The sequence below is a fragment of the Bradyrhizobium sp. AUGA SZCCT0160 genome, from assembly GCF_018130105.1.
Lineage (GTDB): Bacteria > Pseudomonadota > Alphaproteobacteria > Rhizobiales > Xanthobacteraceae > Bradyrhizobium.
This window is the reverse complement of sequence record NZ_JAFCMD010000007.1, coordinates 90,586-103,868: the sequence shown is the minus strand read 5'-3', so window position 1 is coordinate 103,868 and position 13,283 is coordinate 90,586. Positions and strand designations below refer to the sequence as shown.

Genomic DNA, 13,283 nt, shown 5'->3' with positions numbered 1-13,283 from the left:
GCCGATCGCCGCTAAAGCCGCGCGTCTGAAATCGCCTTCCGCAGGATGCGCGACAGCGACTCGACCGAATAGGGTTTCTGGATCAGCTCGAAGCCGCGATGGGCATTTTCCGCCAGTACGTTGCTGTAACCGCTGGTCAGCACCACGGGCAGGCCCGGATAACGTTCGCGAATGACACCGGCGAGCTCGACCCCGTTCATGCCGGGCATGATGACGTCGGAGAATACCAGATCGGCGGCAAACTCGTCCTCGGCCAGGATCGCCAGCGCGGTGTCGGCATTGTCGGCGCGGCGCACCATGTAGCCGAGGTCCTCCAACAGCTCGGTGGAGAACTGTCCGACATCGTCATTGTCCTCGACCACGAGAACGCGGTAGCCGCGTCCGCGCGGGCCGGGCTCCTGGCCAGCGGCCGCGGCTTCCGCCGCCTGGGTCGGCATCGCGGCCTGCGGCAGGTAGATGGTGAAGGTCGCGCCCTGTCCGGGCTCGCTGAGAACGGCGATATCGCCGCCGGATTGCTTGGCAAAGCCGAAGGCCTGGCTGAGGCCGAGCCCGGTTCCCTTGCCGACTTCCTTGGTGGTGAAGAACGGTTCGAAGATCGCCTCGATGTGCTCGGGGGTGATACCAAGGCCGGTGTCGGTCATGGCGATGGCGACGAAGTCGCCGCTGCGTGCGGTCTGGGCACGCAGGGCAGGGATGGAATGAGCCTTCCTGACGCTGATCGCGAGCCGGCCTTCGCCCTCCATGGCGTCGCGCGCGTTGACCGCAAGATTGATCAGCGCGGTCTCGAACTGCGCGATATCGGCAATCGCGAAGCAGTCGGGTGCTGATATATCGACCTCGATCCTGATCCTTGGGCCGACAAGCGGACGAACCAGCTGGGCGACGGCTTCGACCTGGGCACCGACATCGAACACCTGGGGCTTGAGCGGCTGCCGGCGGGCAAACGCCAGCAATTGCGCGGTCAGTTTCGAGGCGCGTTCCACGGTATCGGAAATCGCATCGATGTAACGCCGGCGTCGCTCATCCGGCAGGTCGCGGCGGCGCAGGAAGTCGGTGGCGGAACGGATGATGGTCAGGAGATTGTTGAAATCGTGCGCGACACCGCCGGTCAATTGGCCGACCGCTTCCATCTTCTGCGACTGCCGCAGCGCTTCCTCGCCCTTGCGGCGCTCGGTGATGTCGATGGCTTCCGGAACCGCACCGATGACGGCGCCGTGCTGGTCGCGCAAGGGGCGCATCGCGAAGTCGAAATAGCGCTCGCCGACCGGCAGATGCAGCCGCATCTCGGTCTTCACCTCGTCGCCCCTCATGACCGCGACGAAGGCATTGCGGACGGCGTCAGGCATGCCCTCGGTGGCGCCAAACCACGGCGTTTCCCAGAACGGCTTGCCAATGACGTCGGCGGCGTCGGCGCGAATGCCGTCCAGCGCCGTCTTGTTGGCGTAGAGCACATCGCCATGGGGATTGAGCAGCGCCTGGTACTGGTGGCTGGTCTCGAAAATCGCGCGCATCTGGGCTTCGTTGGATTCCAGTTGCGCCGTCCGCTCGGTAATCCGCAGTTCCAAGGTTTCGTTCAGTCTCCGCAGTTCGGTTTCGGCCTGCTTGGCGGCGGTGATGTCGTGGGCGACGCCGATGAAGCCGATGTGGTTTCCGGTCGGGTCCCAGCGCGGCTGGGATTCCGACCTCAGCCAGCGCCATTCGCCGTCTGCGCGCTTGTAGCGGGCCTCCAGCACGAACGGCTTCAGCGAGGCCTCGCCGGCAACCGATTCCTGCAGGATGCGCGGCAGGTCCTCCGGATGCAGCACCTTGCGCCAGTCGAACCCGATCGCCTGCTCGAACGGCAACCCGAGGAAATCGACATAGGCCTGGTTGGCGAAAGAGCGCGTGCGGTCGAGCTTGGTGACCCAGATCGGGACGGGGGCGCTGTCGGCGATCAGGCGGAAGCGCTCCTCGCTTTCGCGCAGCGTTTCCTGGGCCAGCATTTGACCTGACACGTCGAGATCGGCGCCGACCAGGCGCTGCGCGCGACCGTCGCGGCCGCGCTCGATCTTCGCAACGACGCGGATCCACCTGATGTTGCCGTCATTCGGCCGAATGATGCGGTATTCGGCCGAATAGTCCTCGCTCTCGCTCCGCAGCACGCCGAACAGATGTTTGACCGTCCGCTCGCGATCTTCGGGATGGATTCGACTAACCCAGTCCGAATAGGTCTCGCCGGCCGCCTCGGGCGGCAGCCCGTGAACGAGGAGGTATTCCGGAGAGCGGCGATTCTTGACGCCGTCGCGAAAATCGATCTCGAGGCCGCCGACACCGGCTATTCGCTGGATCCGCGCCAGCTCCGCCTCGCGTTCCTGCAGCGCGCGATGAGCCCGGTCGCGCTCGCGCGCGATTTCTTCGAGATGTTGACGCAGCCTTTCCGCAGCGGCTGCTTCAGGAAGTGGGTTGGAATGATCAGGAGGAGTCATACGCGCCCGCAAGCCTCTTGCCACACTCTCACACGAGAGGCGCAAGGTTTGCCAGCATCATTTGCTTTCATTTGCTCTTGGCGGGGGGCCGGCAATTATAGGCTCTGCGGAACCCGCCGGCCTGGGCGTCCTCTTCGGAACAAAACCACCGGTCCGGATTGGTCAGTCCCGGATAGCTGCGGCAGGCCTGCAGATGATAGATGCCGAAATTGCCGGTGACGCGGGCGCGCACCGCGAACTTGCCCTTAATGTTGCAGCCGGACGGCATCACGAAATCCTCGGGGAATAGGGCCTCGCGAATCTGGCGGTCGCGGTCGGCGCGGCATGCGGCGCCCAGCAGCGTGCCGTCCTTCAGGCCGCGGCGGAACTCTTGCGGCGCTGCGAAACAGCCTTTCCAAAGTCCCTGACGGTCGTCCCTGGCGCGGGCCTCGTCGGTCTTGAAACGCCCGGTTGCAGAGGCGTCGATATTCAGGGCGAAGCCCTGGCGGACCAGCAACTGGCTGAGGCTGGTGGTGTCGCCCTCGATCTTGCACACGCCGAGGCGCCGCTTTTTGAAGGTGGGATCGGGGCCGAGATCGTCGCAGCGGACCTGGCGGCCGCCGATCAGCTTGACCAGTTGATCGCGCGCCTCGATGCCGCAGGTCCAGCTGTCGGCATGTTCGTCGATGCAGAGCTGATCGAACGCCGGGGCGTCGATCCCGTCGAGCCGGTAGGTGACGTTGCCCAGTTGAAGCGTGCCGGCATCCTTGACGGTCGCCGTGGCGGCCCAAGCTTGGGATACGGGGGAGCATGTCACGAGCAGCATCGCGACAAAGAAAATCAGGAATCGCATTGTCTCACTTCAAATGCATTTCGGCGGGCACGACCTTCTAGCACGGGCCAGTGCTAGCGGAGGAATAACTATGGCACCTAGAAAAAGGCTGTGAGCAGCGCGTGAGGGTCGCAACTACACTGAAGAGCCAGGGAAAGCTGTACGCAGTCCAGCCGAATACTGCAGCGAGGAAAGCCGAAGGCAGCCATCCCAGCGCTAGGCCCAGGTGTGGTCGCTGCTGATCGCGACCGCATACATCGCCAAAAACACGATGACGGCCACCAGCCATCCGGTCCGCTTTCGAATCGGGGTCTTTCGCGATCTCGATATTCGGTTCCATTGGCCCCGGGGCCTCCCGGTGATTAGTCGGGGAAATCGTGGGCCGGTCGGGACTATCAGTTGACTTGTTTAGAACAAATAGAGAACATGGGGCTCAAGGATCATTTCCATGTCTTCTTCCTCCCAGCCAGCCACCGAACTGAATGACGAACTGGAAACGGCGGTGGATCAGGCCATTTCGGCCTGCGGCGGGGATATGCGCGCGACCGTCCGCGCGCTGGTCGTGGCCAATGAATATCTGGAAACCGAGGTCGGCGAACTGATGAAGGCGGTGTCGCACGCCTATGCGCGCGGCCGATTTCACAGCTATTCCGGCTGATGGGCTGCAGCGGGCCGCGGCCTGAGCAGGCGGCCTGAAACTGGACCGTTGCCTCGGTCGATTTTTGCTGTACGACGGGTTTGTTAGCCGCGTTCCCGCATGTCACATTGCGGGTGAGGATCCTGCCCCAAGCCTTAAAATCCAAGCCTTCAAGTAAAGCTCAAGCAAGAAGCACATGTTCAAACGAATTCTGATCGCAAATCGCGGCGAGATCGCCTGCCGGGTCATCAAGACTGCGCGGCGCATGGGGATCGAAACGGTAGCCGTATATTCCGAGGCCGACCGCGATGCGGTTCATGTCGAAATGGCCGATGAGGCGGTGCTGATCGGCCCGCCGGCCGCGGCCGAGAGTTACCTTGTGATCGAGAAGATCGTCGAGGCCTGCCGCAAGACCGGGGCGCAGGCGGTGCATCCCGGCTACGGCTTCCTGTCCGAGCGCGAATCCTTTCCGCGCGCGCTGGCCGAGGCGGGCGTCGTCTTCATCGGTCCGAACCCCGGCGCCATCGCCGCGATGGGCGACAAGATCGAATCCAAGAAGGCCGCCGCCAAGGCCAAGGTCTCAACGGTGCCGGGACATCTCGGCGTCATCGAGGACGAAAAGCATGCGGTCAAGATCGCCGACGAGATCGGCTATCCCGTGATGATCAAGGCGTCCGCCGGCGGTGGCGGCAAGGGCATGCGCATCGCGCATTCGAAATCCGAGGTCGCCGAAGGTTTCAACCTTGCCAAGGCCGAGGCCAAATCCTCGTTCGGCGACGACCGCGTCTTTATCGAGAAGTTCATCGTCGATCCCCGCCACATCGAAATCCAGGTGCTGGGCGACAAGCATGGCAACGTGATCTATCTCGGCGAGCGCGAATGTTCGATCCAGCGCCGCAATCAGAAGGTCATCGAGGAGGCGCCGTCGCCGCTGCTCGACGAGACCACCCGCCGCAAGATGGGCGAGCAGGCGGTCTCATTGGCCAAGGCCGTGAATTATGATTCCGCCGGCACGGTGGAATTCGTCGCCGGCCAGGACAAGAGCTTCTACTTCCTGGAAATGAATACCCGCCTGCAGGTCGAGCACCCCGTCACCGAACTGATCACCGGCATCGATCTGGTCGAGCAAATGATCCGCTCCGCTGCCGGCGAGAAGCTTATCATCGCGCAGAAGGACGTCACGCTGACCGGCTGGGCGGTGGAATCGCGCGTCTATGCCGAAGATCCGTTCCGCAATTTCCTGCCCTCGATCGGCCGGCTGGTGAAATACCGCCCGCCCGCGGAAGCGAGCCATGACGGCATCACGGTCCGCAACGACACCGGCGTGCAGGAGGGCGGCGAGATCTCGATCCATTACGATCCGATGATCGCCAAGCTCGTGACGCATGCGCCGTCGCGGGCGGCCGCAATCGAGGCGCAGTCGACGGCGCTGGATTCGTTCTATATCGACGGCATCCGACACAACATTCCGTTCCTCTCCGCGCTGATGAGCCATCCGCGCTGGCGCGAGGGCAATTTGTCCACCGGCTTCATCGCCGAGGAGTTCCCGAAGGGATTTGCAGCGCGGCCGCCCGAAGGCGAGATCGCGCGGCGGCTGGCTGCGGTCGGGGCTGCGATCGATCACGTGATCGGCGAACGCAAGCGACAGATTTCCGGCCAGTTGAACGGCCGGCTGGTGCAGCGCGAGCGCCGCCGCGCGGTGTGGCTCGACCGCGCGGAAATCGCGCTCGACGTCGCGCGCGAAGCCGATGGAATCGCGGTGCGCTTCATCGGCACCGACGATCTGCCGGGCAATCCGCATCAACTGGTCTCGAACTGGACTCCGGGCGAGCCGGTCTGGCAGGGCACCATCGATGGCCATTATGTGGCAATGCAGGTGCGCGCGATCCCGAACGGCATCCGCCTGGCGCATCAGGGCTTTGAAGTTCCGGTCAACGTCTTCACCGAGAGCGAGGCGGCGGCCGCCCGGCTGATGCCGGTGAACTCGGCGGCCGATACCGGCAAGAAGCTGCTGTGCCCGATGCCCGGTCTGGTGGTGTCGATCGCGGTTGCTGAAGGGCAGGAGGTCAAGGCCGGCGAAACGCTGGCCGTGGTCGAGGCGATGAAGATGCAGAATGTGCTGCGCGCCGAACGCGACGGCACCGTGAAGAAGATTCACGCCGCCGCCGGCGCCACGCTCGCGGTGGATGCGCTGATTTTGGAGTTTGCGTAACCCCCGGAGCAATCAAGCCGTCATTGCGAGCGCAGCGAAGCAATCCATAGAACAGCCAAGCAAGAATGGATTGCTTCGTCGCTAACGCTCCTCGCAATGACGAGACACGGAGGAAATCTCGATGGCCTTCCAACAACGCCGCGAAAAACTGCGGTCCATCCTCAACGGATCCGCCTGCATCCGCCCGGGTTCGGTTTACGATCCGGTTTCCGTCCGTATCGCCGAAGATCTCGGCTTTGAACTTGGCATGTTCGGCGGCTCGGTGGCCTCGCTGGCGGTGCTTGGCGATCCTGACATTGCGCTGATCACGCTCACCGAACTCGCCGAACAGATGCGCCGGATGTCGCGGGCCGCTTCATTGCCGGTGCTGGTCGACGCCGACCATGGTTACGGCAACGCGCTCAATGTCCGGCGCACCGTGCAGGAACTGGAAACCGCGGGTGCTGCGGGCCTCACCATCGAAGACACGCTGCTGCCGCAGGCTTTCGGCGTCTCGGAGCCGCAGCTAATCCCGCTCGAAGAGGGCGTCGGCAAGATGAAGGCGGCGCTGGACGGGCGCAGCGATCCCGCGCTGGTCATCATGGGCCGCACCGGAACACGCGGCGGTGGCCCGTCGGCGGCGAGCTTCGAGGAATGCCTGGTGCGCGCGAAGGCCTACAACGCCACCGGCGTCGATGCACTGTTCTTCACCGGGCTCACGACGCGCCGGGAAGTCGAGGCGATTGCCGCGGTGACGACGCTGCCAATCGTGCTCGGCAACCCCCAGGGCGAACTCGATGATGCGGCCTTTCTCGGAAGTCAGCGGGTGAAGATTGCGCTGCAGGGACACACGCCTTTCGCCGCCGCCACGCAGGCCGTCTACGAGACGCTGAAAGCACTGCGCGAGGGAGCCTCGCCGAAGAATCTCAAAGGCCTCGCATCGTCTGAGTTGACCGGCCGGGCCATGCGCGAAGCCGATGTGAAGGCGCGCAGCGCCGAATTTCTCGGGCTGAAGAAATAGATGACCGGCGCGATCCGCCATGTCACGGTCACGGGCCGGGTACAGGGCGTCGGCTACCGTGCCTGGGTCGCGGACGAGGCGATGACGCGTGATGTCGAGGGCTGGGTACGCAATCGCAGGGACGGCAGCGTCGAGGCGCTGTTCGCGGGGCCTGCGGATGTCGTCGCCGACATGATCGCAGCGTGCCGGCGCGGGCCGCCATTGGCGCGGGTCGACGCGGTAAGGGAAGAGGACGCCCATCCCGACGCGCTGAAACTGCTGCGGCCAGGGGAGCGGTTCTCGGTGTTGCCGACGATCTGACATTGGCGCGGATCAAGTTCGTTGCCATAGTCGCCACTGGCCGAAACCCGCCAACGAGGTGATCCATGAAACCGCCAACTTCCGAACGCGATTGGAGGCGTGTCCATCATTCGCCGATGTTCTGGGTCGGCCTCGTGCTGTGCCTGGCTGCGATCGCGATCTATCTGTGGTCGGATGATCTGTCGTGGCGGCCGGGGACGCGATAGCGTCCGCGCTGGCGAGGGGCGTGCGGCCAAGCCCGGGGTCAGTGACCCTTGCCCATGTAAAGCTGATAGATCGTGATGATGACTTCGAACGCGATCAGCCCGACGATGATGAGTTCGAGGCGCAGGGTTCGGCGCGTGTCGATGATATCGGCAAGGGTGTTGGCGGTCTCCGCGACCACGGCAAGCTTCCGGTTGAGGGCATCGAGGCGCTCCTTGAGTTCGTATTCGTCTTCAAGCCGGGCGTAAAGCCGCTCGAGGTCGGGACGATCCCACAGCACGTCAGGCTTCTCTCCGATCGCGACACGGCCGGATACCCTGTGCTGGACCAGCAGGGCGCTTCCGATCAGTTGCATGATCCCTTTTCGATCACGGCGGGTTCGTCCGTGATCTGCCAGCTCTTTGGCAAACGGTTCGATGATCTCGAATACCTTCGCCACTTCGCGTTCGTCGTGCGCCAGGACGACGCTCTTGGCCAGCACGTCGGCAACGACAAGGAACCTTGCCGGCGACATGTCGCGCAACTGTATGGGTCCGCCGGACTGGACCTGATCCTCGGCCTCGCCGGAAAAGGCGAGAATGGCGGCTTCCTCTTCGGGACGCGCCAGTTTGCCGTCGATCCGGCGTTTCAGCGTTTCCAGGAAGCGGCTGTGTTCTTCCGGCGCGAGGCCGATCAGCACCGCCACGCCGTAGCGAAACAGAACCGCGACGCCGCTCGTGCCAACCCTGATCGCGAGCGGGATCGCCGAGAGCGCCTCTTTTTCGAAGCCGATCGTATTGATGCGGTCGCCAACATGCAGCGCGTGCACCGTCACCCGCGTCCCGATTTCAGCGGGAATGAATTCGGGTTTGGTCATCTCGCCGTCTCCTCGAGGCCGATGCTGGCCGGCGGAGATTACGCGTGTTCGATGACAGGCGCGATGCGATATCGGCTTATGCGGTCGCGCGAATCGGAGAGGGCGGCGCATCGATGTGCCGGTACTTGTGTTCCGACGACATCACCAACCGATAGGCTCTCAGCTTGGGACCCTGCCAGGCATCGAGAAGCTGGCCGCAGGTCGTGCATTCAATCCGGCCCGGCCGTCCGATCGGTGAACTTGATTCCGCGACCTCATAAGCCGACGCGCAGGATGGGCAGGTGAAATCTGATATTTTCATGGGGAACCTGACAGTGTTTTCCGCAGCTGCGATTGTTCGGGATCAATGTGGCGCCACAAGGATTCAGCTTGACGCAAGCCGCATAAAATTTGGGCGCACGCGCTAAATCCGGCCGCTATGGCAGCAGGGCTGACATGCAGAACTATATGTGGATGGTCTCGCCAAAGACCTTGATGCGCACACGCGCGCGCTAATGCACCAGCTTCCGTTTGACGGGCGGCAGGTCTGGATCGTGCTGGATCGAACCGGTTTCGACATATCGCAGGTTCAGCGATGAATAGACGATGCTACGATTGCGGCCGAGACGCTTGGCTTCGTAAAGCGCGACGTCGGCTTCTCCGACCAGCGCAGCCTCACCAGGCGTCGAACCCGTCCGGCTGGCGATGCCGGCGCTGATGGTGACGAAGCCACGATTGGCGGCGGTGTTGGGAAGGCCGAGGGCGCGCACGGTCAGCCGGATCGATTCGGCGACTTTCAATGCATCGTCTTCGGAAATGTTCGGCAAAACGACGGCGAATTCCTCGCCGCCATAGCGCGCGGAGAGGCCCGATGTATTCGAGGTCGCATCGCCGATGGCGCGGGCAACGGCCTGCAGGCAGCGGTCGCCGGCCTGGTGTCCATAGGTGTCGTTGTAACCCTTGAAGTTGTCGATATCGAACAGCAGCACCGAAATCTCTTCGCAGGTCTCAAACTCGCGCGCCAGGAAGCCGTCGAAGGTGCGGCGATTGGTCAATCCGGTCAGACCGTCGGTGGCCGCAAGCCGGGTCAGGCGGCGGTTGAGCAGGTTCAGCTCATCTTCCATCCGCTTGCGTTCCGTGATGTCGCGCAGCACCCCGACAAACTCGGCCTCGGCGGGATTGTCGCGTTCCGATGCCTGCTTGAAGTTGCTTTCGACCCATACGATCGATCCGTCGGCACGGTAGGTCCGGAACTCGGTTGTGCTGACGGCGCCCGAACCGTTCAGCCGCGCGCTCGCGGCCATCACGCCTTGCTTGTCCTCGGCGTGAACCATGTCGAAGCAGGATTTGCCGACGAGGTCCTGCGGACGAACGCCCAGCATCTGTTCGACCGAGTGGGACACATAACGAAGCGTCCCGCGGCCATTGAGCAGGATCACGACGTCGGCGATATTGTTCGCCAGCAGGCGATAGTGCTGCTCGCTCTCCCGCAGCGCGCGTTCGGTCCTGACGCGAAAATTGAACTGCGCCGAGAGCAGGGCAGCGAGCAGGATGATCACGCACAGCAATACCACCGCCACGATCGCATCCGTGCGCAGGTCCATCGACCAACTGGCGAGCAGCCAGTCTTCGGACATCGCCACCGTGACGAGCAGCGGATAGCGCGGCGCCTGCTCGTAGCCGAAATACTTTACGATGCCGTCGAACGGTGACGTGATCTTGTAGTATCCGGCCGAGCTCCGTTTGAGGTGTGTCGTGAACAGGTCCAGTCTGGAAAGGTCGGTGCTCTGGTTCGAGAACGGCCAGCGGGACATGACGACGCCGTCATTTCGCAGCAGGCTGATGCCGCCGTCCGGGCCGAGCTGGAAGGCGCGGTAGAAGCCACTGAAATAGTCGCTTTCGATCGCGGCCGTCAGCACGCCGCCGAAACTGCCGTCCTCCTTGCTGATGCGCTTCGACAGCAGGATCGTCGGCCGCCCGGTGAGGCGCGACAGGATCGGTTCGCTGATGCGCAGCGTCCTGTCCGCACTGTCGCGATGATAGGCGAAGTAGCCTCGGTCGCTATTGTTATAGCGCGGCGTTTCCGGCAGCGACGAGTAGCGCCAATTGCCTTCGGTATCGAGGACGCCGATCTCGCGTATTTGCGGCAGCGCGGCCGCGGTGTCGGCCAGATGTTTGTTGAAACGTTCCGGCACCGGGTTTCGGTATTTGAGCAAGTCGACCATGCCGCTCATCGCGATGTCGACCGCCTGGATGGTGTGCCCGGCGTGCTCGGCCAGCGAGTGGGCGAGGTTTTGAATGTCGGTGGAGCCGCGCGACAGCGCCGCCGACTTGGCTTCGAGCGCCTTCCAGACCACGACGCCCAGGATGCATGCCGTCATGACCAGTGCAAAGAACACCACGACCATCCCCGGCGTGATCCGCCGCAGGAGGCCGCTTTGGTTTGCGAGGTGTCGGTCGGGCATCTTCCGCCTTGATGGGGGAGTGCCAAATCATTCTGACCGGCAAGCTAAATGCGTGGCCGGAATCTAGCGGCCAATAGGTGGCGATGCGGTTAATAAGCCGGTCAGGAAAACAACGGAGAAGCCGGCATTTCGGCCGGGATGCCGGTGGAACCGGGACGGCGCGGCCCGCCGGTCACCGCGGCAATTTTGCGATCGCCTGGCTCAATTGATGGATCTCATATGGCTTGCGGAGGATGGGAAAATCGCCGCGCACGTTCAAGGCGGCATCGCTATAGCCGGTCGCCAGCAGAATGGGCAGCTGGGGCCGCATTGCCTTGAGGCGGCGCGCCAGGCCGAGGCCGTCCAGTTTGCCCGGCATCACGATGTCGGTGAATACGAGGTCGATCCCGTCGTGCTCGATCTCGCGCAGGGCGGCCTCGGCATTCTCTACCCTGCGGACGGTGTAGCCGAGTTGTTCGAGCAGGCTGGTGCTGACCGCGGCGACTTCCGGATTGTCGTCGACCAGCAGCACGGTGCCGCTTCCACCGGATTCGACGACGCTGACCTCGTCAACCGGCAGACCGCCATGCTGTCGCGGCAGCAGAATGGTGATCTTCGTACCCTTGCCGAGTTCGCTGGCAACCTTGACCGTTCCGCCGGCCTGATGGATGAAACCGTGCACCTGCGAAAGACCCAGTCCGGTGCCCTTGCCGATCGGTTTGGTCGTAAAAAACGGATCGAATATCTTGCTCAGCACGTCAGGCGCGATGCCGGTGCCGGTATCCGTCACGGAGATGGCGACATAGTCGCCGCTATGAGCTTCCTCGATCAGCCTGGTGTTGTCGGCAGCGATCTTGATGATTCCTCCGTCGGGCATGGCGTCGCGCGCGTTGATCACGAGATTGACCAGCGCGGTCTCGAGTTCGGTGATATCGACCATGACCGGCCAGACGATGCGGTCGAGGTCGAATTGCAGTGTCACCGTGCCGCCGACGCCGGTGTGGAGAACATCGCGCACCGACTTGATTCTTTCGGTGACATCGACCGTTTGCGGATTGACGCTTTGTCGCCTGGCGAATGTCAGCAGCTGGCTGGTCAGGGCTGCGCCGCGCTTTGTCGCCCCGTCGATAGCGGCCAGTGCGCGCTGCATTTTGGGATCGTCGGAGACGCCCTTCCTGAGCGTATGAAGGCTGCCGCTGACGATCATCAGGAGATTGTTGAAATCGTGCGCCACGCCGCCGGTGAGCTGGCCGAGCGCGTCCAGCTTCTGCGATTCCGCCAGCTGCGCCTGCATCTGATCGAGCTTGAGCTGGGCCTCGCGGCGTTCGGTGATGTCGCGGGTAATCTTGGCAAAGCCGACCAGCCGGCCATCCTCGTAGATCGGGTCGATCACCACGCTCGCCCAGAAGAAGGTGCCGTCCTTGCGGACGCGCCAGCCGTCCTCCTCATAGCGGCCGGTTTCGCGCGCGATGCGCAACGCGCGCGTTGGCTTGCCGTTGGCGCGGTCGGGCTCGGTGTAGAAACAGGAGAAGTGCCGGCCCAGGATCTCCGCCGGCGAATAGCCTTTGATGCGCTGACCGCCGATGTTCCAGCTGGTGATGATGCCGGTGGGATCGAGCATGTACAGCGCGTAGTCGGCAACCCCCTCCACCAGAAGCCGGAAACTGCGTTCGCTCTCGAACAGATTCCGCTGCTGTCGTTGGTCTATTTCGGACATCTAAACCCCTAACCTAGTGGCCGAAACGCGCGGGGTGCCGGATGGTTCCGGGCAATGGACAAGTTTTAGGGACATTTTAGCTCGGGCGCGATCGGTCAGGGCACGTTCGGGAACGTGCGGGACGCCGCGGACGGATGGTGGCCCGTTACTCGCGTGGAGGGTCTGGGGCCGAAAAACGAATCATCACCGATTGCTTCGGCCATGCCGGGACACTCGACGGCGCGTTAACCTTGCTCGAGGTGATCGGCGCCGGCAGCGGCCGGGTCGGCACAGCCTGTGGCGCGGTTTCATCATTGCGCCAGTTTTCGATCACCGGGACCGGCTTGCCGCCGGCGGCCTTGGGCACGTCGAACACGCCGAACGCGTAGCGGCTTTGCGCGCCGACCAGGCCGTCGATCGCACCGGTGTCGATGCCGGCAAGCCGGCACACCAGCTGCTTGGCCGCGACCGGACGACGCGGCGTTAACCGATCGCGAAACTGGCGACGCCCTGCTGCAGCAGCGATGAGTTGACCGCGGCCCTAGTTTTCGTGCCGGGATCGCCGTCGATCTTGCCAGAATAAAGATGCGCGGCGGCCAGCTGCGATTGCACATCGGAAATGTTCATGGGGGACCGCCGGGTCAGGGTTTTCGCTGTGGCGCTGCGGTGCTAGAGGGAG

At 63.4% G+C, this 13,283-nt stretch carries 13 protein-coding genes; 5 read left to right on the top strand and 8 right to left on the bottom strand.

Annotated features, from left to right (window positions below):
* Nucleotides 1–11: 11 nt before the first annotated feature.
* On the bottom strand, nt 12–2,465 hold the full coding sequence (locus JQ558_RS13940) for a PAS domain-containing sensor histidine kinase (protein WP_249142458.1): 2,454 nt from the start codon (nt 2,463–2,465) through the stop codon (nt 12–14).
* 67 nt (nt 2,466–2,532) lie between these two features.
* On the bottom strand, nt 2,533–3,297 hold the full coding sequence (locus JQ558_RS13935; protein ID WP_212293963.1) for a thermonuclease family protein: 765 nt from the start codon (nt 3,295–3,297) through the stop codon (nt 2,533–2,535).
* Nucleotides 3,298–3,724: 427 nt separating this feature from the next.
* Between JQ558_RS13935 and JQ558_RS13930 the strand changes: the two genes are divergently transcribed.
* The 5 genes from JQ558_RS13930 to JQ558_RS13910 all read left to right on the top strand — a co-directional run bounded on the left by JQ558_RS13930 (nt 3,725) and on the right by JQ558_RS13910 (nt 7,631).
* A complete protein-coding gene (locus JQ558_RS13930) occupies nt 3,725–3,934 on the top strand; it encodes a hypothetical protein (protein ID WP_212272230.1) in 210 nt (69 codons plus the stop codon).
* A 175-nt stretch (nt 3,935–4,109) separates the two neighbouring features.
* Nucleotides 4,110–6,125 carry an acetyl/propionyl/methylcrotonyl-CoA carboxylase subunit alpha gene (locus JQ558_RS13925; protein ID WP_212293962.1) on the top strand — a complete coding sequence of 672 codons (2,016 nt, stop codon included), beginning with the start codon at nt 4,110–4,112 and terminating at the stop codon, nt 6,123–6,125.
* A 121-nt stretch (nt 6,126–6,246) separates the two neighbouring features.
* Complete coding sequence (locus JQ558_RS13920; protein WP_212272232.1) at nt 6,247–7,125, top strand: oxaloacetate decarboxylase; 879 nt, start codon at nt 6,247–6,249, stop codon at nt 7,123–7,125.
* Nucleotides 7,126–7,425, top strand: a complete 300-nt coding sequence (locus tag JQ558_RS13915) for an acylphosphatase (RefSeq protein WP_212208956.1) — start codon at nt 7,126–7,128, stop codon at nt 7,423–7,425.
* Nucleotides 7,426–7,490: 65 nt separating this feature from the next.
* Nucleotides 7,491–7,631, top strand: coding sequence for a hypothetical protein (locus JQ558_RS13910; RefSeq protein WP_212034879.1), 141 nt, complete (start codon nt 7,491–7,493; stop codon nt 7,629–7,631).
* Between the two features lie 38 nt (nt 7,632–7,669).
* Here JQ558_RS13910 and JQ558_RS13905 read toward each other — a convergent pair whose 3' ends face one another.
* The 6 genes from JQ558_RS13905 to JQ558_RS13880 all read right to left on the bottom strand — a co-directional run bounded on the left by JQ558_RS13905 (nt 7,670) and on the right by JQ558_RS13880 (nt 13,231).
* Nucleotides 7,670–8,485, bottom strand: coding sequence for an RMD1 family protein (locus tag JQ558_RS13905; RefSeq protein ID WP_212293961.1), 816 nt, complete (start codon nt 8,483–8,485; stop codon nt 7,670–7,672).
* 76 nt (nt 8,486–8,561) lie between these two features.
* The gene (locus tag JQ558_RS13900; RefSeq protein ID WP_212272234.1) at nt 8,562–8,786 is read right to left on the bottom strand and encodes an MJ0042-type zinc finger domain-containing protein; all 225 of its coding nucleotides are present in this window, start codon (nt 8,784–8,786) and stop codon (nt 8,562–8,564) included.
* Nucleotides 8,787–8,976: 190 nt separating this feature from the next.
* Nucleotides 8,977–10,929, bottom strand: coding sequence for a diguanylate cyclase (locus JQ558_RS13895; RefSeq protein ID WP_212293960.1), 1,953 nt, complete (start codon nt 10,927–10,929; stop codon nt 8,977–8,979).
* A 172-nt stretch (nt 10,930–11,101) separates the two neighbouring features.
* Nucleotides 11,102–12,625 (bottom strand): PAS domain-containing sensor histidine kinase, encoded by a 1,524-nt coding sequence (locus JQ558_RS13890; protein WP_212208961.1) that lies wholly within the window; start codon nt 12,623–12,625, stop codon nt 11,102–11,104.
* 145 nt (nt 12,626–12,770) lie between these two features.
* Complete coding sequence (locus JQ558_RS13885) at nt 12,771–13,055, bottom strand: hypothetical protein (protein WP_212293959.1); 285 nt, start codon at nt 13,053–13,055, stop codon at nt 12,771–12,773.
* Between the two features lie 32 nt (nt 13,056–13,087).
* Nucleotides 13,088–13,231, bottom strand: a complete 144-nt coding sequence (locus tag JQ558_RS13880; protein ID WP_212293958.1) for a peptidoglycan-binding protein — start codon at nt 13,229–13,231, stop codon at nt 13,088–13,090.
* Nucleotides 13,232–13,283 lie beyond the last annotated feature (52 nt).